Here is a 25,851-nt window from a genome sequence, read left to right as displayed (position 1 = left end):
CGGGACCCCGGCGGCGGGCACCATTGACGGAGATCGCCACCCACCATTAGCTTCACCATGCGGATGATTGATTCCGCTCGACGGAAGCGGGAGGCGTGCAGCGATGGGTCAGCAGAAGCAGCCGGCAACCACCCTCGGTACGGCGGCCGGTGAGGAGGTCGATGCCCTTCTCGCACCGGTGGACGCCGAACTCGCCCGGCGCTACCCGGGTGACCCCGGCACCCGCCAGCCCGTCCACACCGTCTACGTACCCGCCGAGAACATCAGCGCCGACACCCTCAGGACCTGGGGCGACGCGGCCCTCGCGGCTCTCGACCTGCACGCCCCGGACGCGGCCTCCTTCGCGGCCGTCCTCGGTCTGCCCGGTGAGCTGGCCGAGCCCGTGTACGACAGGGTGCGGGCCAAGCTGGAGCGGGAGCCGGTCGAGGACCTGCGGATCGACTTCGAGGACGGGTACGGCGGCCGTACGGACCAGGAGGAGGACGAACACGCGGTCCGCGCGGCGCTGCTGGTCGCCGAGGCGTACGAGAAGGGCACCGCCGCCCCGTATACGGGCATCCGGATGAAGTGCCTGGAGGCGGCCGTACGCGACCGGGGCATACGGACCCTCGACATCTTCCTCACCGGGCTGGTCGAACACGGCGGACTCCCCGACGGCCTGGTACTCACCCTGCCGAAGGTGACGTACGCGGAACAGGTCGCCGCGATGGCCCGGCTGCTCGCGGCGTTCGAGGAGGCCCACGGCCTGGCCGCCGGGCGGATCGGTTTCGAGATCCAGATCGAGACCAGTCAGTCGATCCTCGCGGCCGACGGCACTGCCACCGTGGCGCGGATGATCGAGGCCGCCGGGGGCCGTGCCACCGGACTGCACTACGGCACCTTCGACTACAGCGCCTGTCTCGGCGTCAGCGCCGCACACCAGGCGAGCGACCACCCGGCGGCCGACCACGCCAAGGCCGTGATGCAGGTCGCCGCGGCCGGTACCGGCGTCCGGGTCTCCGACGGTTCCACCAATGTGCTGCCCGTGGGGTCGACGGAACGCGTCCACGAAGCCTGGCGGCTCCACTACGGGCTCACCCGCCGGGCGTTGGCCCGCGCCTACTACCAGGGCTGGGACATGCATCCCGGCCAGCTGCCCACCCGCTACGCCGCCGTGTTCGCCTTCTATCGCGAGGGACTCGACAAGGCCGCCGCCCGGCTGGCCGCGTACGCGAACCGGACCGGCGGCGATGTGATGGACGAGCCCGCGACGGCCAGGGCCCTCGGCGGCTATCTGCTGCGCGGACTCGACTGCGGGGCGCTCGACACGGCGGAGGTCACCGGGCTCACCGGGCTGACCCGCGCGGAGCTGGAGTCGTTCGCCCCGCCCCGCCGGGCCGTCCTCGCGGGGGTACGTACCCAGGGATAGCGGCTTCCCGTCGGACCCGGTCCGGCTCGCATACAGGGCGCCCGCAGCCGGAACCGGCCGCGGGCGCTTCGCGCTGTCGGTGTCCCGATGGGATCAGGGGCGCCAGATGTGCAGGTCGTAGAGGGTGGTTGTGGCGTTGTAGGAGCAGGTGAAGTAGGACGCGCCGGCGTTCATGACCGCCCAGTTGCCCGCGTGCCAGCACTGGCCCACGTTCGCGTAGCTGCCCCAGGGCACCCACCTCGTCGGCTGAACCGCCGACGCCGACGCTGACGCCGACGCGCCGCTTTCGGCCGCCTGGGCGGTCGGCGCCGCCATGAGTCCCGCACCGGCCACGGCCGCGACCGCGGCAACGGTCGCGAACATCTTGCGAATAGACATGAGGTTGAGCCCTCCCTCTTCGCCTGCGCCATGGGGTCCGCGCCCCGATGGCGGAAGAAAGACTGTCCGGACGAATCGCCTGAAGCAACGGGAGGCACAAATTCCATAACGATTTGGCTGATATGCGGATGATCCGGCTGATAATGTGCGTGCCCCGTGAAGGCGTCGTGTGATGACTCGTGTCGTCCTGGCTCGCAGTGCTCAGGACGGCCCATGGCGGGCATACGGTTCCGGTCAGGTCTGGACCAGGGTGCCGACGATCTTCCCGCAACGTCGAGCGCCCCGCGCCGCACGGTGCGGCGCGGGGCGCTCGGATGAAGGGGGAGGGGTGTTACCCCGGGGGGAGTTCGCCCGAGCCGCGGGGGATCAGCCGGGTCGCGAGCGTCAGCCGCGCCGGTTCCTCTTCGACGCCGTCGAGCCGCCGGAACAGCCGCTCCGCCGCCGTCCGGCCCAGCAGGGCCGCGTCCTGGGCGATGACGGTGATCCCGAGGAGGTCGGCGAGTTCGATGTCGTCGAAGCCGACCAGCGCGATCCGCCGGGCCCGGTCGGACAGGGCGCGTACCACGGTCACCGTCACCCGGTTGTTCCCCGCGAACAGGGCGGTCACCGGACCGGAGCCGTCGAGCATGTCGTCGACGGCCCGCCGCACCCGCTCGGGCGCCGTGGACCCGAGGGACACCCACGACGGGTCGACGACGAGCCCCGCGTCCTCCATCGCGGCCCGGTAGCCCCGCAGTCGCTCGACCGCGGTGTGGATCCGCGGCTGGTCGCCGATGAAACCGATCCGGCGGTGGCCGTGGGCGATCAGCTGGGCCACTCCGGCCCGCGACCCGCCGTAGCTGTCGGAGAGCACCACATCCGCGTCGATCCGGCCCGGCGGGCGGTCGACGAAGACGGTGGCCACCCCCGCCTTGATCTCGGGCTCCAGATAGCGGTGGTCATGACCGGCGGGGATGACGATGAGCCCGTCCACGCGCCGGGCGCACAACGCGAGGGCCAACTCCTGCTCGCGCTCCGGGTCCTCGGCGCTGGAACCGTTGATGAGCAGGGCGCCATGGGCGCGGGCGACTTCCTCGACCGCCCGGCTCAGCGGCCCGTAGAAGGGATCCGCGAGGTCTTCCAGCACCAGCCCGATCGAGGCGGTCCGGCCCTTGCGCAGGACCCGGGCGCTGTCGTTGCGGCGGAACCCGAGCGACTCGATCGCCTCCTGGACCCGGCGCTCGGTGTCCGGTGTGACCCCGGGTTCCGCGTTGACCACCCGGGAGACCGTCTTCAGTCCCACGCCCGCGCGCGCCGCGACGTCCTTCATCGTCGGCCGGTTGCCGTACCGGGACTCGGGGCCCCGGGGCCGGCTCGAAACGAGGGGGGAGCGGTCGGTCTCGGCCACGGTGTCGTCGTCCCAATCGTCGTGCGGTGAGGTTGCGATGAGGTGGAGGTACAAGGTTGAGCATAGGACCTAGACAACGTTGTCAGGGGAGGGAAGACTAGACCCCGGAGCCACGGTTGCGGCTCTGGTTACCCACGGGGGAACGGGGGAGTGGGAGCGATGCGGACGCAACTCGTCGCCGCGCTGGACATCGGCGGCACGAAGATCGCGGGCGGGCTGGTGGACGGCGGGGGCCGGATCCGGCTCAGGGCCCGCCGGGACACCCCCGCCCGGGAAGACGGCGAGACCGTGATGCGCGCGGTCTCGGAGGTCTTGGCCGAACTGTCCGCCGTCCCGCAGTGGCGGCGGGTGGTGGCCGTCGGGATCGGCAGTGCCGGGCCCGTCGACGCTTCGAGCGGTACGGTCAGCCCGGTCAACGTCCCCGGCTGGCGGGACTTCCCGCTGGTGGCCAGGGTGCGCCGGGCGACCGGGGGGCTGCCCGTCGGGCTCGTCGGCGACGGGGTGGCGATGGCCGCCGCCGAGCACTGGCGGGGTGCGGCGCGCGGCCGTGACAACGCCCTGTGCCTGGTGGTCTCGACCGGCGTCGGCGGAGGTCTCGTGGTCGGTGGCCGGATCCATCCCGGCCCCACCGGGAACGCCGGTCATATCGGCCATATCAGTGTGGATCTCGACGGCGCGCCCTGTCCTTGCGGTGGGCGCGGCTGTGTCGAAGGGATAGCCAGCGGTCCGAACATTGCCCGGCGGGCCCTCGCGGCGGGCTGGCGGCCGGGGCCCGGAGGTGAGGCGACCGCTGCCGCCGTGGCGGCCGCCGCCCGCGCGGGCGACCCGGTCGCCCTCGCCTCCTTCGCCCGGGCGGCCCAGGCGCTGGCGGCGGGTATCGCGGCCACGGCCGCCCTCGTCGAGATCGAGACGGCGGTCGTCGGCGGGGGAGTGGCCGGGGCGGGTGACGTCCTCTTCGAGCCGCTGCGGCGTTGCCTCCGCGACTACGCCACGCTCTCGTTCACCCGCCGTCTGGTCGTGGCGCCCGCGCAGACGGGGGCGGACGCCGGGCTGATCGGGGCGGCGGCGCTGGTGGCCGCTCCGGCGCGGGTCGGCGAAGCGGCGGTCGTCGGCGGCGGGTGAGTCACTGCCGCGCCGCTTCCGGAACGAGCGCCCCGACGCGCCGCCGGGCGGGAGTGTGTCCGACGAATGGCGCCGCCCGACCGGCTCGGCGCGCCGCCGGGCGGCCTCCCCGGAAGCCCGGTGCCGTACGGGGTGGGACGTCCGGGGGCCGCTTCCGTAGGGTGGACGCCCGCGCGCCATCGCCGACGCCCGGCCCGGGACCCGGGCGTCCGGCGGACACAGTTCGTCCGGTGACGGCCACGGATGGTTCCGGCGGGTTACGCGGCAGGGCGTTGCGGGCAATCCACTGTGGGCTATGGAAGAGGGGGAACCGTGATCGTCTGGATTAACGGTGCGTTCGGAGCCGGAAAGACGACCACCGCAGGCGAATTGGTGGAGCTGATCCCGAACAGCACACTGTACGACCCCGAGCTGATCGGCGACGGACTCCGTCTGCTGCTGCCGCCGAAGGCGCTCGACGAGGTGACGGACTATCAGGACCTGCCGATCTGGCGGCGGCTCGTGGTGGACACCGCGGCCGCCATGCTGGCCGAGCTTGGCGGGGTGCTGGTGGTGCCGATGACCCTGCTGCGCCAGGAGTACCGGGACGAGATCTTCGGCGGTCTGGCCGCCCGGCGCATCCCGGTGCGGCAGGTGCTGCTGACGCCGGATGAAACGATCCTGCGTGCCCGGATCGCGGCCCGGGAGGAGTCCGCGGACCCGGCCGGCGGCACCGGTTCCGGGTCCGGGTCCGCGCCCGGTGCCGCCCGGCCGGGGGGCGGCGGCGTCGGCGGAGCCGTACCGGCCGACGCGGAACAGCGCCTCCGGTGGTCGTACGAGCACATCGAGCCGTACCACGCGGCGCTGGAGTGGCTGCGCGACGACGCCTTCGTCGTCGACAACGGTCCGCTCGACCCGCGCGGGACGGCGCTGCGCATCGCCGAGGCGGTACGGACCGGGGAGGCGGGGATCTGTCAGATCGTCCAGACCCCCGAGCCCGCCGCCGAGACCGTCGCCGCCGGTGTGCTCCTCTTCGACGACGAGGACCGGGTCCTGCTGGTGGACCCGACCTACAAGCCGGGCTGGGAGTTCCCGGGCGGTGTGGTGGAGGCGGGTGAGGCGCCCGCGCGCGCCGGGATGCGCGAGGTCGTCGAGGAACTCGGCCTCACCCTCGACCGGGTGCCCGGGCTGCTGGTCGTCGACTGGGAGCCGCCGAGGCCGCCCCGCTACGGCGGGCTGCGGCTGTTGTTCGACGGCGGGCGGCTCGGCAGCGCCGACGCCGGACGGATCACGCTGCCCGGGCGGGAGCTGCGGGGCTGGCGTTTCGTCGGGGAGCGTGACGCGGCCCGACTGCTGCCGCCCCAGCGGTACGAGCGCCTGCGCTGGGCGCTGCGGGCCCGGGAACGCGGGGTCGTCCTCAATCTGGAAGCGGGCGTACCGGTCGGCTGAGGTATCCCCACGGTCGAACGCCCTGGTGAATGAACGTTTCTGCACGATGATCCGTACGTCGACGCCCTGGTTCCCGGCTCGGACCCGGTGTGCTCAGTCTGCCGCCGCGGCCTCATCGGCCGCGGCGCGCAGCACCGCCGCCGCGTCGTCGGTCACCGGATCCCCGTGGCCGAAGCAGAGCGTCCCCGGGACGAGGGCCGCGAAGCGGGCCATGGACGCCTTGGCCCGCGCCCGGTCGGTGTTGAACACCCCGAGGACCACCCGGTCGACGGCGGCGACGGCGTCACCGGTGAACAGCACCCCGTGCCGGGGCAGATGGATCCCCATGGAGCCGTCCGTGTGCCCCGGCGCGTGCACCACCACGGCCCCGTCGCCGAAGCCCAGCGCGTCGCCGTCCGCCACCTCCCGGTCGACCCTGGTCGGCGGTGCGGGCGGCACGGTCAGCGCGTGCTCCCAGTAGGGGAGTTCCCAGTCGAGCAGCACGGGGGCCGGCGTGGGTACGTCGCCCCGGATCACCGGAGCGTCCAGCCGGTGGGCCACGATCTCGGCGCCGTAGCGGTCCGCCAGCTCCCCGGCGGCGCCCACGTGGTCGTTGTGGCAGTGGGTCAGCACGATCCGGCGCAGACGGGCGGGGTCCTGGCCGGTGGCCCGTATCCCCTCCTCGATCGCCGGACCCGCGGTGATGTCACCGGAGTCGATCAGGGTCAGTCCGTCGTCGTCGAGCCAGAGATATGCCTGGCCCATCGGGAAGCGGAACATATGGAGCCGGGGCCGTACATCGATGATGTCCATGGGCCGAACCTAGGCACACCTGCGCCCTTGCGTCCCGGGAGTACGCCGACGGCGATTCCGCCGGACGCTGAACGCGCGGGCCCGGAACGCCTCCGGCGCAGCGCCGGACCGGAACGGCTCCCTTGCCGGGAACGCGTTGTCCCGGACCGCTCCTGACGGTCCGTCGGCCCCCGTCGCACCGCCGGCCGTCCACCGGTTCCCGGCCCGGTGCGCCCATCCCTAGGCGGTTGTTCCGCCTATGGCCCAAGATCGCCTGCGGTCGGACGGCGGCTCCGGACGGGGTACGGAGCCTGTCGGCGGTGGCCGCGCCCTCCGGGCGGCCACCCACCGACGTGAGGAGCCCCATGCGTGTCCCGAACGCCCGTCCCCTGCCCGTTCTGGGGGCGATCACCGTGGTCGCGGGCCTGGTCGTGCTGAGTGTCGGACGGCCGTACGCCGCTTCGGCGACCGCCCCGGCGGAACCGGTGCCCTACGCCGCCGGGGTGCGCGCCGGAGCCGCCCCCACCCCTCCGATGCCGACCCCGCAGGCCCCCGCCCCCGGGAAGCCGTCGCCTCCCGCCGTGCCGTCGAAGAACCCCGTACCCGCACCGCCGCCGGGGACGGACCCGTGTCCGCTGTACGGTTACGCCGCCGAGCCCTTCGACGCCGCGTAGTTCCGCAGGAACAGCGCCTCGGCCACCGACATGCGCTCCAGCTCGTCCGGCGAGACCGACTCGTTCACCGCGTGGATCTGCGCCGCCGGCTCGCTCAGACCGATGAGGAGGAACTCCGCGTCCGGGTAGAGCCCCGCGAGGGTGCTGCACAGCGGAATCGACCCGCCCTCGCCCGAGACCTGCATCTCCTGGCCGGGGTACGCCACCCGCATCGCGTCCGCCATCGCCGTATAGGCCGGGCTTGCGGTGTCGGCGAGGAACGGCTGCCCCTGGCCGACGTGCTCCACCGAGACCCGGGCGCCCCAGGGCGTGTGCTGCTCCAGATGCGCCGTCAGCAGCTTCGTCGCCGTCGCCGCGTCCTGGCCCGGCGGCACCCGCAGACTGACCGCGGCCCGCGCGCTCGCCTGCACCGACGGGGTCGCGCCCACCACCGGCGGGCAGTCGATACCCAGGACGGTGACCGCGGGCCGCGCCCACACCCGGTCGGCCACGGTGCCGGAGCCGATCAGACCGACCCCGTCCAGCACCTTGGCGTCCTCCCGGAAGGCGTCCTCCGGATACTCCAGACCCTCCCACGCCTGATCCGCCGTCAGCCCCGCCACCGTGGTCGAACCGTCCTCGGCCCGCAGGGAGTCCAGTACGCGGATGAGCGCGGCCAGCGCGTCCGGCGCGGCCCCGCCGAACTGCCCCGAGTGCAGATTGCCCGCCAGCGTGTCGATCCGGACCCGTACCACGGTCATCCCGCGCAGCGTGGCCGTCACCGTCGGAAGACCGGCCCGGAAGTTGCCGGTGTCACCGATCACCACGGTGTCCGCCGTCAGCAGATCCGGGTGCTGCTCCGCGTACCGTTCCAGACCGCCGGTGCCCTGCTCCTCGGAGCCCTCGACGATCACCTTCACCCCGACCGGCACCCCGCCGTTCGCCTTCAGGGCGCGCAGCGCGAGCAGATGCATGATGAAGCCGCCCTTGCAGTCGGCGGCGCCCCGCCCGTACCACCGGCCGTCCCGGTCGGTCAGCTCGAACGGCGGCGAGTCCCAGCCGTCGGCGTCCAGCGGCGGCTGGACGTCGTAGTGCGCGTACAACAGCACCGTCGGCGCGCCCTGCGGGCCCGGCAGATACCCGTACACCGACTCCGAACCATCCGGCGTGCCGAAGACCGAGACGTCCTCGAAGCCCTCGGCGCGCAGGGCGTCCGCGCACCAGCGCGCCGCGGCCTCGCACTCGCTCCGCGGGAACTGCGCGGGGTCAGCGACGGAGGCGAACGCCACCAGCTCGGCCAGCTCCGTCCTGGCTCGGGGCATCAGGCCCGCGACGGTCTCGGAAATCCGGCTGTCGGACATGGGCACGCTCCTGATGGGTGCGACGTTGAGGGTGGGTGTACGGCGAACGCGCGATCGATCCTGCCACAGCGTGACGGGACGGCCGCGCCGTAGGATGCCGTACGGCAGCAGTGGGCACGCGTCGGATCGGGAGCAGAACCACATCGTGAGCAGTGAGAACGGGGTCACCGGGGCCGGATCGGAAGCACAGGGGCACAGCGGCCCGGTGTGGGACGTGATCGTGATCGGCGCGGGACCGGCCGGAGCGTCGGCCGCCTACGCCGCCGCGGTCGCGGGCCGCCGGGTCCTGCTGCTGGAGAAGGCGGAACTGCCCCGCTACAAAACCTGCGGCGGCGGCATCATCGGCCCGTCGAGAGACAGTCTGCCGCCGGGCTTCGAACTGCCGCTGCGGGACCGGGTGCACGCGGTCACCTTCACCCTCAACGGACGGCTGACCCGGACCCGCAAGTCGAAGCGGATGCTCTTCGGCCTGATCAACCGTCCGGAGTTCGACGCCCAGCTCGTCGAGCACGCCGAGAAGGCGGGCGCCGTCCTGCGGACGGGGGTCACCGTCTCCCGGGTGGAGCAGCACGGCGCGGCCGTGCCGGACCGGCGCACGGTGGCCGTGGTCACCTCCGACGGGGAGACGATCCTGGGCCACGCGGTGGTGGGCGCCGACGGCAGTGCCAGCCGGATAGGGGCGCACGTCGGGGTCAAGCTCGACCAGGTCGACCTCGGTCTCGAGGTCGAGATCCCGGTCCCCGAATCGGTGGCCGAGGACTGGGCCGGACGGGTCCTCATCGACTGGGGCCCGATCCCCGGCAGTTACGGCTGGGTGTTCCCCAAGGGGCGGACGCTCACCGTCGGGGTGATCTCTGCACGCGGCGAGGGCGCCGCCACCAAGCGGTATCTGGAGGACTTCATCGCCCGCCTCGGGCTCGCCGGCTTCGAGCCGTCGATCTCGTCCGGGCATCTCACCCGCTGCCGCAGCGACGACTCGCCGCTATCCCGCGGCCGGGTCCTGGTCTGCGGCGACGCGGCCGGTCTGCTGGAGCCGTGGACCCGCGAGGGCATCTCCTTCGCCCTGCGTTCCGGACGGCTCGCGGGGGAGTGGGCGGTCCGGATCGCGGAGGCCCACGACGCCGTCGACGCCCGGCGCCAGGCGCTGAACTACGCCTTCGCCGTCAAGGCGGGACTCGGTGTCGAGATGGCCGTCGGGCGCCGGATGCTGGCCGTCTTCGAGCGCCGCCCCGGTGTGATCCACGCCGCCCTCACCGGGCTGCGCCCGGCCTGGCGCGCCTTCACGGACATCACCCGCGGCTCGACGACCCTGGCGAGTCTGGTCCGGGGCAGCGGTGTCGCCCGGCGCGCCCTGGAGGCGCTGGACCGCAGGATGGGCGAGCCCAAGCGGCTCGAAGGTTCCGAAGACGCGGCCGCGGCCGGGGACGGCGCGCCGGACACCGACGACAAGGAGCCGACGGCGACGGCGTAGCACGCGCACCCTCGCACCCCTCCGGTCTTCCGGGTCACCGCTCCACCGTGATCCGGAAGACCGGGTGCTTGTCGGCGGCGGCCAGCAGCTCCTCGTCCGTCGACGCCGCGCTCACCTCGCCGAAGAACCGGCCGACTTCCCAGCCCCACCGCTCCAGATAGGCACGGAGCACCGCGGGCTTCTCCTCGCGACCCAGCTCCACGGCGTCGAAGTGCCGGACCGAGCGGCCCAGCTTCAGCCGTCCCCCGCCCGCCGCCCGCATATTGCGGACCCACTGGGAGTGGCCCCGGGCGGAGACCAGATACGTCGCGCCCTCGTACGCCAGCGGATTGACCGGGATGCTCCGCCACTCGCCGCTGCTGCGCCCGAGCACGGACAGCTCGGCCGACCCCATCAGACTCACTCCGCGCCGGGCGAGCCAGCCCACGAGCGCGCCGAAGGCGCTGTCCAGACGGCCGGGGCGGAGATAGTGCGCGACGGTGCCGGGTGTTTCGGGTGTTTCGGGTGCTCCGGGGGTGCTGGTGGTGCCGGGGGTGCCGGAGTGCTGGGCCATTCGATGCTCCTGTGATCGTCCGTACGGTCGGCGGGCTCCCGCGACCGCTCCTGTGAGCGCCGCTCATTTCCGAGAGCGCCGCTCTCTTCCCGGATCCAGTGTGCGGGATTCTCCGCATCGATGCAAGAGCGCCGCTCTCGAAAGTGGTCGGTGCTCCGAAATCGTGCGAGACTGCTGGTCATGACCACGATCCGCGGGGCCCGGGAGCGGGCCCGAGCCGAAGTGACCGCCGCCATCAAGGAAGCGGCCGGGCGCCAGATCGCCGCCGAGGGCGCGACCGGACTGTCGCTCCGGGCCGTCGCCCGGGAACTGGGCATGGTGTCCTCCGCCCTCTACCGCTACTTCCCGAGCCGCGACGATCTGCTCACCGCCCTCATCGTCGACGCCTACGACGCGATCGGCGCGGCGGCCGAGGCCGCGCTCGCCGCGACCCCCGCCGACACCGCCCCGGTCGACCGCTGGACCGCGGTCTGTACGGCGGTACGCGCCTGGGCGCTGGCGCACCCCCACGAGTACGCCCTCATCTACGGATCGCCCGTGCCCGGCTACACCGCCCCCGGGGACACGATCGGCCCCGCGGCCCGGGTCGGCCTGGCGATGATCACCGTCGTCCGCGACGCCGCAGCCCTCGCCCCGCTCACCCCGCCCCCGCTGGACCCGGCCCTGACGGACGAGGCCGAACGGCTCGCCGCCGGCCTCGCGCCCGATCTGCCGCCCGCCGCCGTGGCGGCCATGGTCGCGGCCTGGGCCGAGATGTTCGGGCTGCTCTCGTTCGAACTCTTCGGACAGTTCCACCGGGTCGTCGAGGACCGGGACGCGTTCTTCGCCCAGGCCGTCGCCCGGCTGGCGTACGGAGTCGGGCTCCCGCCCCGCACCTGACGGCGGACGGCGTAGCGGTGGCGCCGTCGGCGGACCCGCCCGTACTCCCGGGGGAGTAGGAGTGATCACGACACCCGGGTGACGCGCGCCGCCCCCGCCCCGTCTAGCGTTTCCGGCATGGACGAACAGGCCGCCCGCTACTGCGGTGGTCCCCCGGCGGGAGGGGACGGCGAACCCCCGTGGGCCCGGATCTGGGAGCGGCGGCGCTCCACCCGGCTGCCCTGGCCTTCGACACTGCTCGTCACCGTCTGCGCCGTCGTCGGAACGGGCTTCGCCGCCCGGAGCCACGGCGCCGCCGGCCGGGAACCGCTGGACGCGCTCGGCTGGACCCTGCTCCCCCTGATCCCGGCGGCGCTCCTGCTCCGCACCCGGTGGCCCGTACCCGCCCTGACCGCCGTGACCGCCCTCACCCTGCTCTATCTCGGCCTCGGCTATCCCTACGGACCCGTGCTCCTGCCGCTGGCGGTCGCCGTCTTCTCGGCGAGCGTCGCCGGACACCGGCGGGCCGCCTGGTGGGCGGCCGGCGTCTTCTGGACCGGTCATGTCCTGCTCGCGCACTGGCTCTACGCCTATCTGCCGCCGTCCGGCGACACCCCCGCCCCCTGGGGGCAGGAACTGGTCGTGGCCGCCTGGATCGCCGCCGTACTCGCGGGCTCCGAACTGCTGCGCGTCCGCCGGGCCGAATGGGCCCGCGCCGCCGCCGAACGCGCCGCCGCCGCCCGCCGCAGACGCGACGAGGAACGGCTGCTGATCGCCCGCGAACTGCACGACGTCCTCGCCCACTCCCTCTCCGTCATCCATGTCCAGGCCGGGGTCGGACTCGCCCTCATCGACCGGGACCCCGCCCAGGCCCGCAGCGCCCTGACCACCATCAAGGCGGCGAGCAAGGAGGCGCTCGGCGAGGTCCGCCAGGTACTCGACAGCCTGCGGACCCCGGGCGACGCGCCCCGCGCCCCGGCACCCGGACTCGACCGGATCCCCGAACTGGTGGAGCAGGCCCGCAGCGCCGGGCTCACCGTCGCCGTCGAGGCCGCGGGGACACCGGTCGCCCTGCCCCCGGGTACGGACCTGGCCGCGTTCCGGATCGTCCAGGAGGCGCTGACGAACGTGGTCCGCCACTCGCAGTCCCGTACCGCCCGGGTCGAGATCTCCTACGGGCCGGGAAGCCTGACGCTCCGGATCGCCGACGAGGGCCCCGCCACCGGCTCGGACGCGGGCGGCAGCGGCAACGGCCTGGCCGGGATGCGGGAACGCGCCGCCGGGCTCGGCGGCACGATCGAGGCCGGCCCCCGCCCCGGCGGCGGGTTCGCGGTCCGCGCCGACCTCCCCCTCCGGCCGAAGGAGACCCCGTGAACCCCACGCCCCCGCACCCCGGCCCCCCGGCGGAGGGCACGGCGGTCCGGGTGGTGCTCGCCGACGACCAGCTCCTGGTCCGCGCCGGATTCCGGGCCCTCCTCGACGCCCAGGACGACATCGAGGTCGCCGGGGAGGCCGCCGATGGCGACGAGGCGGTCCGCCTGGTGGGCGAGGTCCGCCCGGACGTCGTCCTGATGGACATCCGGATGCCCCGGCTCGACGGCCTCGCCGCCACCCGCCGGATCACCGGCGACCCCCGGCTCGCCGCGGTGAAGGTCGTCATCCTGACCACCTTCGAACTCGACGAGTACGTCTTCGAGGCCATCCGCTCCGGCGCCTCCGGCTTCCTGGTGAAGGACACCGAACCCGACGAGCTGCTCCGCGCGCTCCACGCCGTCGTCGCCGGGGACGCCCTGCTCTCCCCGGGAGTCACCCGCCGCCTGATCGCCGAGTTCGCCGCCCGCTCCAAGGCCCCCGCCGACGACGGCCTCCTCGCACCCCTCACCGAACGGGAACGCGAGGTGATGGCCCTGGTCGGCATCGGCCTCTCGAACGAGGAGATCGCCCGCCGACTGGTCGTCAGCCCCCTCACGGCCAAGACCCACGTCAGCCGCACCATGGTCAAACTCGGCGCCCGCGACCGGGCCCAGCTCGTCGTCCTGGCCTACGAGTCCGGCCTGGTGCGGCCGGGGTGGCTGGGCTGACACCCGGTCCGGGTCCGGGGCGCGCCGCCGCTTCGGCTATCAGACGGGTCAGGGACGCGGGACCGATACGGAGGTCGGACGCGGCACGGAACCTTACCCCCTCGTCCGGGTCATGGCTCAGACGCTCCACCAGTTCGGCGCCGGCCGCCGGGTCGTCCGGGGCGGTCGGCGCATCCGGCGCATCCGGGGATCGGGGTCGTCGGCGAACCGCAGCAGCCCCGCACGGGGGAAGTCGGGATGCCCGCGCGGCCGGTCGGGGCGGCTCAGACCGCCGGTCCGCCGGCGCCCCGTCTCCCGCCGGGGGCCGTCCCCGCGCACCGGCGCGCGGGGGCGGCCCCGGTCGGTCTACTGGAGAGGGATGGACTGGGCGTGGCGGAAGAAGTTCGTCGGGTCCCAGGTCTGCTTGACGGTCTTCAGTCGGGCGAAGTTGTCCTTGTAGTAGAGGCTGCCCCAGGTCGACTGGGAGGTGTTGAGGAGGGGGTCGCCGAGGTCCTTGTCGGGGTAGTTGACGTAGCAGCCGTCATTGATGAGGTTCGGTACGGGGACGTTGCCGGTCTCCGCGTACACGGCCTTGTAGAGGTTGCGGATCCAGGCGAGGCCGGCCGCCTCCTTGGCCGGGTCGGTCCAGTAGACCTGGTACTGGAGCTTGAGGATCGAATCGCGCTGCGGTACCGCGGTGTCGGCGGAGGGCACGGTGTTGACCTTGCAGCCGTAGGAGTCGATCTGGACCAGGGCGTCCAGTCCTTCGGGGCGCGGGGCGCTCAACTGCTGCCAGAGGGCGGCGACCTGGAAACTGGGCAGGGCCTGCCGGGCGTAGGACGACTTGTACTTGCCGTAGAGGGTGGGGTTGCCGCCGCTGAGGTAGTCGGTGGCGATGTACCACGGCAGCTTGCGCGGGGCTTCGAACTGGGACAGCGCCGCGTGCTCGCCCATCGGCACGGTCATCGCCTGCGGGGTGATGTTGACGCCCGCGGTGATCGCCGCCGTGTAGCTGTCCAGCAGGGCGCGGGCGTTGGGGGTGGTGGCGTCCATCTGGGTGATCAGACCGATGGCGCTGCCGGGTCCGGCGTTGGCGTTCAGCTTCAGCAGGCCGAAGAGCCCGGCGTACTCGGAGGTGGGCGCGCTGTTGGCCGCGTGCCACCGGCCCCAGTTCTTGACCAGGGTCTCGAAGTCCCTCGCGTCCACCTGCGGCCAGGGGAAGCTGAGGGCCTGGACGAAGACCTCCGACGGCGGCTTGGGCAGCAGATTCGCCGGGTTGGTGCCGGTGGCGCCGGGCGTCCGCATCCAGTAGCGGGTGATCAGACCGAAGTTGCCGCCGCCACCGCCGGTGTGGGCCCACCACAGGTCCTTCAGCGCCCCGGTGTCGTCCCGGGAGGCCGTGACGGTCTCGACGGTGCCGTTCGACCTCACCACGACGACCTCGACGGCCTGGAGGTAGTCGACGGTCAGCCCGAGCTGCCGGGAGAGCAGCCCGTATCCGCCGCCGGATATATGGCCGCCCGCGCCGACGGAGTGACAGGAGCCCGCCGGGATGGTGACCCCGTACAGCTTGTAGAGGGTCTCGTAGACCTGGAGGTTGGAGGCGCCCGCCTCGATGGCGAAGGCGTTCTTCGCCGGGTCGAAGTAGACCTGGTTCATGGCGGACATGTCGACGACGATCTGGACCTGGCTGTTGAAGACGAAGTCCTCGTAGCAGTGGCCGCCGCTGCGGACGGTGAGCCGCTTCCCGGCGGTCACCGCGTCCCGTACGGCGGTCTCCGCCTGGGTGGGCGTGGTGACCATACGGACCTTCTCGGGCGCGGCCACCCACCGCTGGTTGGTGCCGCGCACCAGATCGGGGAAGCGGGGGTCCCCGGGGGCGATATCGACGATCGCGGGGGTCGCGGTCGCATAGGCGGCGCCGACAGGGGGCTTGGGAGCGGCGTTGGCGGCGCCCGCGGGGACGGTGCTCGCCAGGGCGGCGCCGCCGGCGACGGCCGCGGCGCCGGAGAGGAGGGAACGGCGCCCGATGCGGTCGGGCTGCTTCTTGTTCACGATCGGTCCTCCGGAGAGTCGGTGGTCGGTGAAGGTGACGGGAGGGGCGGTACGGCCGGGGCCGGCGGCTCATGACCGCGTTCCGGGCCCGTGAGCGCGTTCCGGACATGGGGCACGAACAGGGGCGTGCCCGAGCAGGGGTGCGATATGTCCGGGTATTGGAGGCGTGGACGGCAATGCGGTGCCGTTGCTCCGTGCTCACCCGTCGGTCTGGTCGAGGGTGTGCCCGTCGGCCGGTCGGTGCGAGGGCTCCGGGGCCCTTTCCGGCGCCCTGACGGGATGGGTGTTCAAGGAAAGAGGTAAATCCCTTTCCTCGTTGCAGAGGATGCTTTTAGGCGGCTCGTTATGTCGGGTTATTCATTCTGCGCAACGGATGGAATGGAGTCGGGGTGGGGGTTACCCGCCCCGGGGCGGGCTTTATTGCGCCCTGCGCAATGGTCGGGGCCCTGAGTCGGGAAAGGCCTGGCGCCGGCTTCCCCTGTCGGGCGTGAGGGTGGTGTGCGATGGGCGTTTCGGCGGTGCCCACCGGTGCTTCAGTAGGCGTCACTCCTGCTGAAGCACCGGTCTCGGTGACGTCGAGGCTTTGGGTGGGTCTCCGTGCGTACATCCATGAGGGTTCTCCTCGATGTTCCCGGAGGCCGCATCCGCCGGAACAAGTTTCCATGTGAAATCGACATCTGAATAGAGGGGTCGATGGAGAAGTGGGTTGCCCGGTAAGGCATATGCAAGGCGGATGAGTCCGAAAGCGTGTCTACGCCCTGCTCGCCGTCGGGGTTATCCGCTGGGCGGAGGTGTTAATTCCTCGCCCGGACGGCCGCATTCCGAATGCGTTCCGCTTGTGTGGCACAGCCATCGACCAGCGGCTTTCCGCCGTGGCGCGATCGGGCCGTGGGGCGCCGGGGCCGCCGCGGACGGCCCGGCCCGCACTCAAGGGTCAGGGGCTGGATTCGGCCATCCGCCGTTCCGCCGGGGCCGGTCTAACCCTGCCGCCTCCGGCCGAACCGCCACAGCACCGTCGCCACCCGTACCGCGAAGACCACCACGGCCGCCGCCCGGCCCGCCGTCAGCAGAGCGTCGGCGACCGCCGGTGACACGGGGAAGACCCACCCGGGTCCGGCGACGGCGCCGAACACGACGGCCGCCGCGAAAGCCGCGCTGAAGAGGGCGTAACCGATCTCCACCGTGACGGCGTCCCGTTCCGATCGGGTACGTTCCCGGGCACGCTGCACGTGACTCCTCCTCCTCACGACGACATCCTGGCCAGGGCCAGGGCCAGGGCCAGGGCCAGGGCCAGGGCCAGGGCCAGGGCCAGGGCCAGGGCCAGGATCGGCGATCGGCTCAGCCGATACTGGACGAATTCCGCCAGAGCGCCGCGGTCGCGGCGTCCCCGCTCAGGGAAACGGTGCTCAGCGGCAGCCGGTTCCACAAGGTCAGATACAGCTGCTCGGCGGTGCCGCGCAGTTCGCAGTCCACGGGACCCGTGTCGGAGGTGTCGGTGACGGGCGGTGCCGCGGTGATGCGTACGGTCCACACATCCCTGGTGTCCGTGGTCCGTACCCGCAGGATCCGCGGCGTCGCGGAACGCACCCGGCTGCCGTCCCCGGCATGCAGGCCGGTCAGCAGTTCGGCGACGCCGTCGGCGGCGAAACCGGGTGCCATCGGGGTGAGCGTGCCCGCCGTCCCGGGCGCGCCGCCCAGTGCCGACTCGGCGTCCACCCGGTGGACCGCCGTCTCGTGCGCCTGCCGCCGGGTCCAGAACGCCAGCGGGGACGGGGCGGGCAGGAAGGCCCAGCACGACAGGTCGTCCGGTGCCCCGGCGAGCGCCGAGACCAGGGCCCGATGGCCATCGCGGTACCAGGTCAGCAGCGCGTCGCCGTCGAGATCCGGCCCCGGTCCCGGCGGGCGGAAGGCCTCGTGGCCCTCGACGACGAAGGCCGCGGCCCACCGGTGCACCGCGCCGGTGTGGCGGACGAGGTCCCGGACCTGCCAGCCGGGACAGCCCGGCACCGCGGCGTCGGGCCCGGCCGCCTCGGCGGCGGCTGCCAGCAACACGCCCTCGCGGTCCAAAGTGACGATGAACTCCCCGTTATCCATAAGGTGATTGTGTCACCGGGGCGGCGGTTCCGCCGACTCCGTCGGCACGGCCGAACACGCCGTGGAGGGCGGCCGGCGCGCCCGGATTCCCGCGATCGGCCGGACCCGGACGGGGCCGCCCGCCGGGCCCTCCGCCCGAGGTCCCGGCGCGGTCACGAGCGGACGGCGGACCCTCCCGGACATGGGAGACTCGCCTCCATGAACGGCAAGTCGACGACCGCCAGATCGAGACTGGAGAGGGGCCGCGGTGCCCTGGGGCCCGCGTTGGAACTCGTCCATACCGGCCGTGCGCCCACCCGGGCCGTCCTCACCGCCGAACTGGGCGTCACCCGCGCCACCGCCGGCGCCGTCGCCGCCGAACTCGAAGCGCTCGGGCTGATCCGGGTCGACTCCCGGCCCGCCGCCGCCACCGGCTCCCAGGGCAGACCGTCCCACCGCCTCTCCGTCGACGACACCGGACCCGTGGTCCTCGCCGCCCAGGTCCACGTCGACGGATTCCGCGCCGCCCTCGTCGGTCTCGGCGGCCGGATCGTCGCCACCGCCCCCGGCTGCCTCACCCCCACCGCCGACCCCGGTCAGGTCATCGGCGCGGTCGTCGACGCCGGAGCCGGGCTGCTGCGGGCGAACGGACGACGGTGTGCGGGCGCCGGGCTCGCCGTCCCCTCCGCGGTCGCCGAACCGGACGGAGCCGCCCTCAACCCGCTGCACATCGCCTGGCCCCCGGGCTCGCCCGTCCAGGACATCTTCACCGAGCACATCCGGGCCGCCGGAATCACCGGCCCCGCCTTCACCGGCAACGACGTCAATCTCGCGGCCCTCGCCGAGCACCGGCACGGCGCCGGGCGCGGCTCCCGGCATCTGCTGTGCGTCGCCACCGGACACCGGGGCGTCGGCGGCGCCCTCGTCCTCGACGGACGGCTCCACACCGGCAGTTCCGGCCTCGCCCTCGAAGTCGGCCATCTCACCGTCCGCCCCGAGGGCCGCCCCTGCCACTGCGGCAGCCGGGGCTGCCTCGACGTCGAGACCGACCCGCTCGCCTTCCTCACCGCCGCGGGCCGGGAGCCGGGCCCCGAGGTGTCCCTGCTCGCCCGGGCCGGTGAGCTGCTCCGTACCGAGTACGGCGATCCGGCCGTACGGGCCGCGTGCGAGGAGCTGATCGACCGTCTGGGCCTCGGGCTCGCGGGTCTGGTGAACATCCTCAACCCCGACCGGATCATCCTCGGCGGACTGCACCGCGCCCTCCTCGCCGCCGACCCCGGACGGCTGCGGGCCGTGGTCGCCGACCGCAGCCTGTGGGGCCGCAGCGGGGGAGTGCCGATCCTGCCCTGCACCCTCGACCACAACAGCCTGGTCGGCGCCGCTGAGCTGGCCTGGCAGCCGGTGCTCGACGACCCCCTGCACGCGCTCGGCTGACCCGCCGCCCACCACCCGTCCGGGGGCACGGGCGCGCCTGGTCCGCGCGGAACGGGTAGGCGACGACCATGACCCTCCAGCCCTCCGGCGTCCGCCCGCCGAGCGTCGCCGACCGGTTCCGGCGGCTGCACGCCGTCGTCGCCGCGTCACCCGTCGGGCTCGGCTGGAACCGGGGCCGCGAGATGGAGCTGCTCCATCGCGCCATGGGGTTCGCGGCCCTCGGTTTCCTCACGCTCGTCCCCCTGCTGGTGGTCGTGGCGGCCGCGGACCCCGCCAGCAGCCAGGGATTCGCCCGCTGGCTCGGCCAGGCCCTCGGGGTCTCCACCGCGTCCCAGGAACAGGTGGAGCGGCTGTTCGCCCCGCCGGGCACCGCCCTCCAGCGCACCACGGCCTTCGGTCTGGCCGCCCTCGCCGTCTTCGGGCTCACCTTCGGATCGGCGGTCCAGACGGGTTACGAGAAGGTCTGGGACCTGCCGACGGCGCGCTGGCACACCATGTGGCGCCATGTCGTCTTCCTCGCCCTGCTCGTCCTCGCGCTGCTGCTGTTCGTCAACACGCCCGCCTTCGGCGACGACGTACCCGGCACGATCGGTACCGCCGTCGCCGATGTGACGGGCACCTTCGTCTTCTTCTGGGTCGCCCAGCGGCTGCTGCTCGGCGGCCGGGTCCGCTGGGGCGCGCTGCTGCCCGGGGCCGTCGCGACGGCCCTGTTCATGCTGGGGCTGCGGGTCTTCTCGCAGCTGGTCTTCTCGCCGCTGATCGCGTCGAACGCCGTCACGTACGGCCCCTTCGGCACCGTCCTCGTCCTCCAGTCCTGGCTGGTCGGTGTCGGGGTGGTCGTCTACGGCGGCGCGCTCGTCGGCCGGCTCGTCCACGAGGAGCGGGTCCGCCGCAGGCTGGAACGGGCGGTCCTGCCGACGTTCGACTGAGCCGGAGCCGGAGCCGGAGCCGGAGCCGGAGCCGGAGCCGAAACCGGAACCCGCCCGCTCCGGTCCCGCTCGGCCCTGCCCGGGGGGCGCAGTCGCGGCCGTCCCGCGTACTCCATCGGGGGTACGGGCGGTCGCGCCGCGGGGACGACGCGCCGCCCGGACCGTCGCGGGAGCCTCGAAGGAAGCAAGGCACCGCGTGGGGCGGTGCCCTCCACCGAGGAGCTGACCGAAGATGAACACCCTGGCGTTCGGGGACGGGCACGGGCCCGGGCCGTGGATCCTGCTCGCCCCGCTGATCTGGGCGGCCGTCGTCGTCGGCGCCGTCACCCTGGTACGCCGTACCGGGCTGTGGCGCGGCCCGTACGCCTACGGGCCGCGGTACGCCACCGGACGTGGCGGCGTACCGGCCGTCGGGCCCCCGGCGCCGTCGCCCGTCGAACTACTCGGCCGTCGCTTCGCGGCGGGTGAGATCGACGAGGAGGAGTACTGGCGCAGGCTGTCCGTGCTCGACGAGCGGTTCGGCCCGCCGGAGGGCCGGCGCTGACCGCGGCCACCGACCTCCGGCCCCGGCCCGCCCGCACGGCGCGGCCGCACGGCGCGGGATGGCACGGCTCGCCCGGCGCGGGATGGCGCACGGCGCGCCCGGTCCGGAGGACGGTCAGTCGGCCGCGAGGGTGAACCAGACTTCCTTGCCGCCTTCGTCCCGGGCCCGCGCGCCCCAGTTCTCGCTCACCGCCGCTATCAACTCCAGCCCCCGTCCCGAGGTGGCGAGGGGATCGGTGGCCCGGAGCGTCGGCAGCCGGGGATCGTGGTCGCGGACGGAGACCGTCAGCCGGTCGAGGAGCAGCTCGACGTCGACGGTGCACCGCTTGTCGGGCTCCGCGTGCCGATGGACGTTGGTGAGCAGCTCGGTCACCCCGAGCGCGGCCTGGTCGATCAGCGGATCGAGATGCCAGTGGCGCAGTTGCGCCGAGATGATTCTGCGGACCTGACCGATCCGCGCGGGCACGGCCTGGAGTTCGACCGTGCAGTGTCTGCTGCTGGGTTCGGTGATCACGGCTGCGACTCCCCGAATGAGGTCCGGAAGAAGACGGAGGGATCGGATCCAGACGAACGGCGGCGGTCCGCCTGACGGCGATGGCTGGGTCGCAGCGTGACCACTGCTCGACTCTGAGTGATATGAGCCAAGCGTGGGGCACCGGCGCGGCAGCCGCAACTCGGCGCCGCGCGGTCCCCTTGGCCGTAGCTTCCGTATCTTCCGGTCCCGGACCACCGCCCCCGGGGCCGTATCCGGCCTTCCGGTGGTCGGTGGTCGGTGGTCCGTCACTACGTCGCTTCGTTCCGGCGTCGCGGGGTGCGGGGGCACCCCTGTGCCGGCCCCGGATCAGCCCCCGATCAGACCTCGCCGCCCCCGGCCTTGCGCACGGCCTTCAGGAAACGCCCGGCGAGCTTCTCCGGGTCGGACCGATCGTCGCGTTGACCCAGTGTCAGCCGGTAGCGCTTGCCGTTCACCGTCAGCGCTGTGCTCGACTCGTCCGAGAACCACGCCTTCCCCGCCCTGACCGCGCGTACCGGGGCGCTGTCGATCACCCGGCCGTAACTGGTCAGCAACTGGAGCCTGCCGTCCTGGATGAGCACCTGACCGGCCTTGGTGAGCGAGCGGGGCCACCGCTCGATCCGTACACCCGTGGCCCGGAACTCGGGCTCCGCCATGGCCATTCGGCCCCTCCTCCCCATCGTTCGCGTCGTCTGCTGGCAGTCTGCAACATATCGGTCCACCGGCACCAGTACGGCGGCAGGACCCGGCCCGTCCGCCGCGCCACCGACGGATGCGTTCGGCCCACAAGTCATGCCTATGGATGCCCCAAGCGGATGTTTGCGCAGGTGGCGGGCTTACTGTGGCAGGAGGGACGCGAGCGTTCGGGCCGGGCCCGGACATCCGTTCGCGGACCACCGGGCACGCAGGCGACGAGAACGGGCGGACGGCGGGATGAGCGACGCGATGAACGGCGGGACGAACGACGGGCGACGGCGTACGGACGAGGCGGCCGCCCCGGCCGGGACCGCCGACGCCGAGGCGGGCTTCGGCGACGTGGACCGCAGCGACAAGGCCTACCGCGACTGGCTCAAGGAGGCCGTCCGCAAGGTCCAGGCCGACGCCAACCGATCGGCGGACACCCATCTGCTGCGTTTCCCGCTCCCCGACGAGTGGAACATCGACCTCTATCTCAAGGACGAGTCCACCCACCCCACGGGCAGTCTGAAACACCGGCTGGCCCGCTCGCTCTTCCTCTACGGGCTCTGCAACGGCTGGATCCGGCCCGGGAAGCCGGTCATCGAAGCGTCCAGCGGCTCCACCGCCGTCTCCGAGGCGTACTTCGCGAAGCTGATCGGGGTGCCGTTCGTCGCAGTGATGCCCCGGACCACCAGCGCCGAGAAAATCCGGCTGATCGAGTTCCACGGCGGGCGATGTCACTTCGTCGACGACTCCCGGCGGATGTACGAGGAGTCCGCGGCGCTCGCCGAGCGGACCGGCGGCCACTACATGGACCAGTTCACCTACGCCGAACGCGCCACCGACTGGCGCGGCAACAACAACATCGCCGAATCGATCTACCAGCAGCTCCGGCTGGAGCGCTACCCAGAGCCCGCCTGGATCGTGGCCACCGCCGGGACCGGCGGCACCTCGGCGACGATCGCCCGCTACGTCCACTACATGCAGTACGACACCCGGATCTGCGTCCCCGACCCGGAGAACTCCTGCTTCTTCGACGGCTGGACACGCGACGACCCGGGCGCCACCAGCGCCCGCGGCTCCCGGATCGAGGGCATCGGACGCCCCCGGATGGAGCCCAGCTTCGTCACCGGGGCCGTCGACCGGATGATGAAGGTGCCCGACGCGGCGAGCGTGGCGGCCGTCCGCGCCCTCGACACGGCCATCGGGCGCAAGGCGGGCGGCTCCACCGGGACGGGCCTGTGGAGCGCCCTGAAGATCGTCGGCGAGATGGTGGCCGCCGGACGGCGGGGGAGCGTCGTCACCCTGCTGTGCGATCCGGGCGACCGCTATCTCGACAAGTACTACTCGGACGCCTGGCTCATGGAACAGGGGCTGGACATCGAGCCGTACAGCGCGGCGATCGACCGCTTCCTGACCACGGGCACCTGGTCCGGCTGACCACGGCCCGGCTACCACGGCCCGACCGCCCCGGAGGGTCGTCCCCAAGGCGGGCGGTCAACTTCCGGACAGCCGCCGGTCCAGCGCCCGCATCGCACCCCGGAACGACACCCGAAGACCCGGCGCCGCGGACCGTACCAGCAGCCGGGCGACCGGCGGACCGTCCGCGGCGAACGTCCACCGCACCCGGCTGCCACCGCCCGGCACGGCCGTGATCAGCCACTCCTCCGCGAGGGCGGTGAGCCCCGGGGCGTTGGTGGTGTCCACCCGGTACGCGTACCGGGTGAAGGCGTCGGCCGCCAGGATCGTCTCGGCGAACCGCACCCCGATCCGCAGCGTGACGTTCCGGCCCGCGCCGTCGCGCGTCGGCTCCGCCGCCGACACCGCGTCGAACCACCGGGCCCAGCCCGGCACGTCGTCGGCGAGCGCCTGGTACACACTCCGCGGCGAGGCACCGAGCGCGGCGGTGAAAGCCGGGCGGACCGGCGCCGCCTCGATGAAGTCGAGTCCCACGGGGCGCAGTCGGCGAACCATCGGGGCCGTTCCTCCCGGGGAGTGGACAGGGTGGGCACACGATAGCCGCGGCGCCGTGCGATGTCCCGACCGCCGGCGTCACTGTCCATGGTCCGTGGTCGTGTGCCTCGTTTCGGCAGGATGCCGGAGGACGTCACCGACAACGGCGGCCGGGGACCAGCGGCCGAAGGTCAGCCGTGGTCCAGGGCCGCCAGGGTTCCGCCCGTGCTCAGAAGTCCCGACAGCCGTACGGAACCGGGCTCCTCGGGGCCGTCGGGCGCGGGGGCGGCCAGGGTCGTGCCGTCGGCCGTCGCCGATACCGCGCCCGCCGCCGTGATCCGGGTGACCCGACGGCTCCCGGCCGCCAGCAGGTACCACTTCCCGGCGGGGGAGCGCCAGCGGGTGTCCGCCAGCACATGCTGACCGAACCGACTGCACGCGGCGGTGCCGTGCGCCTCGGCGACCACCCGGCCGGGACCGCCGCCGCCGGAGCCGCCGGGCCCGGTGGGTGTCGGCTCCGGCGGCTGGAAGCGGACCAGGACCCGGCCCGGCCCCCGCCAGGTGTCCGCCCGGGTGCACACCCAGGCGGCCCGGCCTCCGCCGTCCGGCAGCCGCTGCTCCGCGAACGTCCAGTCGTTGACGGCCCGTACGCCCGCGCCCCGCAGCCCCGACAGCAGACAGGCGCCGCGCGCCCAGTCCGCCAGCGCCGCTGGGCCCGTCGCCTCCCGGGGCTGCCGCGCGGGCGCGCCCGAACCCGGCGGCGGGGTGTGGGTGAGATGCGCGGGTACGAGATCACCCAGATCGGTCACGAGGAAGGCGTGGTCCTCCACGATCCGGCCCGACGACCGCAACTGGAGGGCGGGCCAGGCCGTACAGGCGGCACCCGCCCCCGCCGGAACGGCGACGAGCGGTGTCACCCCGTCCGCCGCGACGGCCAGCGGCCGGGCGCCCCGGCCCGGCGCCAGCAGATCGCGGACCGCGGCCCCGGTGATCCACGGCGCCAGCAGCAGCCGCGCGCCGTCCGCCGTCCGGCTCACGACGACCGCCGCGGCCGTCGTCACATCGGCGTCGTCGACCCGGGCGAAGTCGAGGGCGGCCGTGCCGCGGCCCGACAGCGGTTCGGCGTACCGCACCACCCGCCCGCCCTCGTGCAGCAGCACCACGGCCGCGCCGTCCGCCTCACCGGCGTACAGCAGTCGCGGGGGCAGCGCGGGCGGGGTGCGGGGCGTGTCCGCCGTCGCCGACGCCCGGACCCCGGATCCGGGCGCGCTCCACGCCTCCAGGGCCCGCCGCAGCAGCCCGGTGTCGGCGGCCCGGCCGCCCCGCGCGGGCCAGGCGGAGAAGTCGACGCGCGATGTGTCGGCCCAGGCGTCGCGCGGGGCGCGCTCCAGCCGTACGGGATCGACGGCCGCCGCCCGGGACGCCGACCAGCCCTTCCCGTCGCCCGTCGTCTCGTCGCCTCCGGAGCCCGTGCCGCCGACCGCCGCCCCGGCCACCAGCAGCGCGCAGAGCGCGGTGACCGCCGCCGCCCGGAACCGGCTCCGCCGCCGCAGCAGATCCGTCGGCCGGGTCTGTACGACACAGGGGTCGAACTCCGCCGCCCGCAACAGCGACTCCACCCGGCCGCCCCCCGACTCGCGCAGCCGGGCCGCGGTCCGCAGCGCGCCCGCCGGGTCCCCGGCCCCGCACTCCGTCAGCAGGGCGGCCGCGGCCGTGTCCGGCAGCCCCTCCAGCACCCCCAGCGCGAGCGCCGCCCGCGCGGTCGCGGGCACCGACGACAGGGCCTGGTCCAGGGCGAGTTCCTCCGCGCCGCCCGCGGTGGGGAAGAGCCGCAGCCCCATCACCCGCGGCAGCGCCCCCGCCGCCGACCACCGGTGCCCGCGCAGGGCGCCGCGCAGCACCCGGTACCGCACCCAGCGGTACCCGGCCGACGCCGTGACCTCGGGCGCCCCGGAGCCCGCGGGCTCCGGGGCTCCGACCCGGCCCGGCCGGGCCACCGGCAGGACCCGCTGCACCGTCGCGTGCGCCGCCAGTACCCGCCGGTGCCGTCCCAGGGCGGGCGGCAGGGTCAGATACGCCAGCCGGACGAGCCGGGGATAGTGCTCCACGAGGAGCGCCTCCACCTCCTCGGCCCCGGGACGGGCGCCGGAGACGGCGTGGTGGTGGGAGTGGCGGGACGGCTGACGGTGTGTCGGCATCGGGGCGGCCCTTCCGGTCCGCGC

Annotated in this window: 23 protein-coding genes and 1 pseudogene; 12 read left to right on the top strand and 12 right to left on the bottom strand. The window is 73.6% G+C overall.

Translation table 11 applies throughout. The annotated features are described in order from the left end of the window. Window positions 1-103: 103 nt before the first annotated feature. The gene (locus ACFXG1_RS08685; RefSeq protein ID WP_384724035.1) at window positions 104-1,408 is read left to right on the top strand and encodes a DUF6986 family protein; all 1,305 of its coding nucleotides are present in this window, start codon (window positions 104-106) and stop codon (window positions 1,406-1,408) included. Between the two features lie 93 nt (window positions 1,409-1,501). Here ACFXG1_RS08685 and ACFXG1_RS08680 read toward each other — a convergent pair whose 3' ends face one another. Together ACFXG1_RS08680 and ACFXG1_RS08675 are read right to left on the bottom strand one after the other, a co-directional pair. Then, window positions 1,502-1,786 carry a hypothetical protein gene (locus ACFXG1_RS08680; protein WP_384741772.1) on the bottom strand — a complete coding sequence of 95 codons (285 nt, stop codon included), beginning with the start codon at window positions 1,784-1,786 and terminating at the stop codon, window positions 1,502-1,504. Window positions 1,787-2,117: 331 nt separating this feature from the next. Next, window positions 2,118-3,095 carry a LacI family DNA-binding transcriptional regulator gene (locus ACFXG1_RS08675; RefSeq protein WP_384741776.1) on the bottom strand — a complete coding sequence of 326 codons (978 nt, stop codon included), beginning with the start codon at window positions 3,093-3,095 and terminating at the stop codon, window positions 2,118-2,120. A 237-nt stretch (window positions 3,096-3,332) separates the two neighbouring features. On the opposite strand from ACFXG1_RS08675, the gene ACFXG1_RS08670 reads away from it, so the two are divergent. Next, window positions 3,333-4,295: an ROK family protein gene (locus tag ACFXG1_RS08670; RefSeq protein ID WP_384741770.1), complete on the top strand. Its 963-nt coding sequence runs from the start codon at window positions 3,333-3,335 to the stop codon at window positions 4,293-4,295. 312 nt (window positions 4,296-4,607) lie between these two features. Next, complete coding sequence (locus ACFXG1_RS08665) at window positions 4,608-5,723, top strand: NUDIX domain-containing protein (protein WP_384741768.1); 1,116 nt, start codon at window positions 4,608-4,610, stop codon at window positions 5,721-5,723. Between the two features lie 93 nt (window positions 5,724-5,816). Here the strand turns inward: ACFXG1_RS08665 and ACFXG1_RS08660 are convergent, their stop codons facing one another. After that, window positions 5,817-6,515: an MBL fold metallo-hydrolase gene (locus tag ACFXG1_RS08660; protein WP_384719159.1), complete on the bottom strand. Its 699-nt coding sequence runs from the start codon at window positions 6,513-6,515 to the stop codon at window positions 5,817-5,819. 344 nt (window positions 6,516-6,859) lie between these two features. On the opposite strand from ACFXG1_RS08660, the gene ACFXG1_RS08655 reads away from it, so the two are divergent. After that, window positions 6,860-7,168, top strand: coding sequence for a hypothetical protein (locus tag ACFXG1_RS08655; RefSeq protein ID WP_384719161.1), 309 nt, complete (start codon window positions 6,860-6,862; stop codon window positions 7,166-7,168). Here ACFXG1_RS08655 and ACFXG1_RS08650 read toward each other — a convergent pair. Next, window positions 7,138-8,508, bottom strand: coding sequence for a dipeptidase (locus ACFXG1_RS08650; protein ID WP_384719163.1), 1,371 nt, complete (start codon window positions 8,506-8,508; stop codon window positions 7,138-7,140). The genes ACFXG1_RS08655 and ACFXG1_RS08650 overlap by 31 nt on opposite strands. Before the next feature lie 94 nt (window positions 8,509-8,602). Between ACFXG1_RS08650 and ACFXG1_RS08645 the strand changes: the two genes are divergently transcribed. Next, a complete protein-coding gene (locus tag ACFXG1_RS08645; protein ID WP_384741774.1) occupies window positions 8,603-9,979 on the top strand; it encodes a geranylgeranyl reductase family protein in 1,377 nt (458 codons plus the stop codon). Between the two features lie 34 nt (window positions 9,980-10,013). Here the strand turns inward: ACFXG1_RS08645 and ACFXG1_RS08640 are convergent, their stop codons facing one another. Beyond that, window positions 10,014-10,532 (bottom strand): nitroreductase/quinone reductase family protein, encoded by a 519-nt coding sequence (locus tag ACFXG1_RS08640; RefSeq protein WP_384741766.1) that lies wholly within the window; start codon window positions 10,530-10,532, stop codon window positions 10,014-10,016. Between the two features lie 180 nt (window positions 10,533-10,712). Between ACFXG1_RS08640 and ACFXG1_RS08635 the strand changes: the two genes are divergently transcribed. The 3 genes from ACFXG1_RS08635 (at window position 10,713) to ACFXG1_RS08625 (ending at window position 13,471) form a co-directional block, all read left to right on the top strand. Continuing rightward, on the top strand, window positions 10,713-11,411 hold the full coding sequence (locus ACFXG1_RS08635) for a TetR/AcrR family transcriptional regulator (protein ID WP_384741764.1): 699 nt from the start codon (window positions 10,713-10,715) through the stop codon (window positions 11,409-11,411). Window positions 11,412-11,528: 117 nt separating this feature from the next. Beyond that, window positions 11,529-12,764, top strand: coding sequence for a sensor histidine kinase (locus tag ACFXG1_RS08630; protein ID WP_384723355.1), 1,236 nt, complete (start codon window positions 11,529-11,531; stop codon window positions 12,762-12,764). Beyond that, window positions 12,761-13,471, top strand: a complete 711-nt coding sequence (locus ACFXG1_RS08625) for a response regulator (RefSeq protein ID WP_384741761.1) — start codon at window positions 12,761-12,763, stop codon at window positions 13,469-13,471. Before ACFXG1_RS08630 ends, ACFXG1_RS08625 begins: the two co-directional genes overlap by 4 nt. 345 nt (window positions 13,472-13,816) lie before the next feature. Here ACFXG1_RS08625 and ACFXG1_RS08620 read toward each other — a convergent pair whose 3' ends face one another. The 3 genes from ACFXG1_RS08620 to ACFXG1_RS08610 form a co-directional block, all read right to left on the bottom strand. Further along, window positions 13,817-15,505: an FAD-binding oxidoreductase gene (locus tag ACFXG1_RS08620; protein ID WP_384718750.1), complete on the bottom strand. Its 1,689-nt coding sequence runs from the start codon at window positions 15,503-15,505 to the stop codon at window positions 13,817-13,819. 977 nt (window positions 15,506-16,482) lie between these two features. Beyond that, on the bottom strand, window positions 16,483-16,734 hold the full coding sequence (locus tag ACFXG1_RS08615) for a DUF6332 family protein (protein ID WP_384718748.1): 252 nt from the start codon (window positions 16,732-16,734) through the stop codon (window positions 16,483-16,485). 109 nt (window positions 16,735-16,843) lie between these two features. After that, a complete protein-coding gene (locus ACFXG1_RS08610) occupies window positions 16,844-17,599 on the bottom strand; it encodes a maleylpyruvate isomerase family mycothiol-dependent enzyme (protein WP_384718746.1) in 756 nt (251 codons plus the stop codon). 198 nt (window positions 17,600-17,797) lie between these two features. On the opposite strand from ACFXG1_RS08610, the gene ACFXG1_RS08605 reads away from it, so the two are divergent. The 3 genes from ACFXG1_RS08605 (at window position 17,798) to ACFXG1_RS08595 (ending at window position 20,485) form a co-directional block, all read left to right on the top strand. After that, window positions 17,798-19,012: an ROK family protein gene (locus tag ACFXG1_RS08605; RefSeq protein WP_384741759.1), complete on the top strand. Its 1,215-nt coding sequence runs from the start codon at window positions 17,798-17,800 to the stop codon at window positions 19,010-19,012. A 68-nt stretch (window positions 19,013-19,080) separates the two neighbouring features. After that, window positions 19,081-19,941: a YhjD/YihY/BrkB family envelope integrity protein gene (locus ACFXG1_RS08600; RefSeq protein WP_384741757.1), complete on the top strand. Its 861-nt coding sequence runs from the start codon at window positions 19,081-19,083 to the stop codon at window positions 19,939-19,941. Between the two features lie 232 nt (window positions 19,942-20,173). Next, window positions 20,174-20,485 carry an SHOCT domain-containing protein gene (locus tag ACFXG1_RS08595; RefSeq protein WP_384741755.1) on the top strand — a complete coding sequence of 104 codons (312 nt, stop codon included), beginning with the start codon at window positions 20,174-20,176 and terminating at the stop codon, window positions 20,483-20,485. Between the two features lie 120 nt (window positions 20,486-20,605). On the opposite strand, the pseudogene ACFXG1_RS08590 reads toward ACFXG1_RS08595, so the two are convergent. Next, window positions 20,606-20,998: pseudogene (locus ACFXG1_RS08590) on the bottom strand (ATP-binding protein); the annotation flags it as partial. A gap of 338 nt (window positions 20,999-21,336) precedes the next feature. Beyond that, window positions 21,337-21,660, bottom strand: a complete 324-nt coding sequence (locus tag ACFXG1_RS08585) for a hypothetical protein (RefSeq protein ID WP_384714537.1) — start codon at window positions 21,658-21,660, stop codon at window positions 21,337-21,339. A 271-nt stretch (window positions 21,661-21,931) separates the two neighbouring features. Between ACFXG1_RS08585 and ACFXG1_RS08580 the strand changes: the two genes are divergently transcribed. Further along, complete coding sequence (locus ACFXG1_RS08580; RefSeq protein WP_384741753.1) at window positions 21,932-23,116, top strand: PLP-dependent cysteine synthase family protein; 1,185 nt, start codon at window positions 21,932-21,934, stop codon at window positions 23,114-23,116. A gap of 57 nt (window positions 23,117-23,173) precedes the next feature. Here the strand turns inward: ACFXG1_RS08580 and ACFXG1_RS08575 are convergent, their stop codons facing one another. Both ACFXG1_RS08575 and ACFXG1_RS08570 read right to left on the bottom strand, forming a co-directional pair. Then, window positions 23,174-23,650 carry an SRPBCC family protein gene (locus tag ACFXG1_RS08575; protein WP_384714543.1) on the bottom strand — a complete coding sequence of 159 codons (477 nt, stop codon included), beginning with the start codon at window positions 23,648-23,650 and terminating at the stop codon, window positions 23,174-23,176. A gap of 170 nt (window positions 23,651-23,820) precedes the next feature. Then, window positions 23,821-25,827: a hypothetical protein gene (locus ACFXG1_RS08570; RefSeq protein ID WP_384741751.1), complete on the bottom strand. Its 2,007-nt coding sequence runs from the start codon at window positions 25,825-25,827 to the stop codon at window positions 23,821-23,823. Between the last annotated feature and the right edge of the window lie 24 nt (window positions 25,828-25,851).

It is taken from the genome of Streptomyces sp. NPDC059248, assembly GCF_042753905.1.
Lineage (GTDB): Bacteria > Actinomycetota > Actinomycetes > Streptomycetales > Streptomycetaceae > Streptomyces.
Note: the sequence above shows the minus strand (reverse complement) of the source record. Positions and strands in the feature narration are given on the sequence as shown.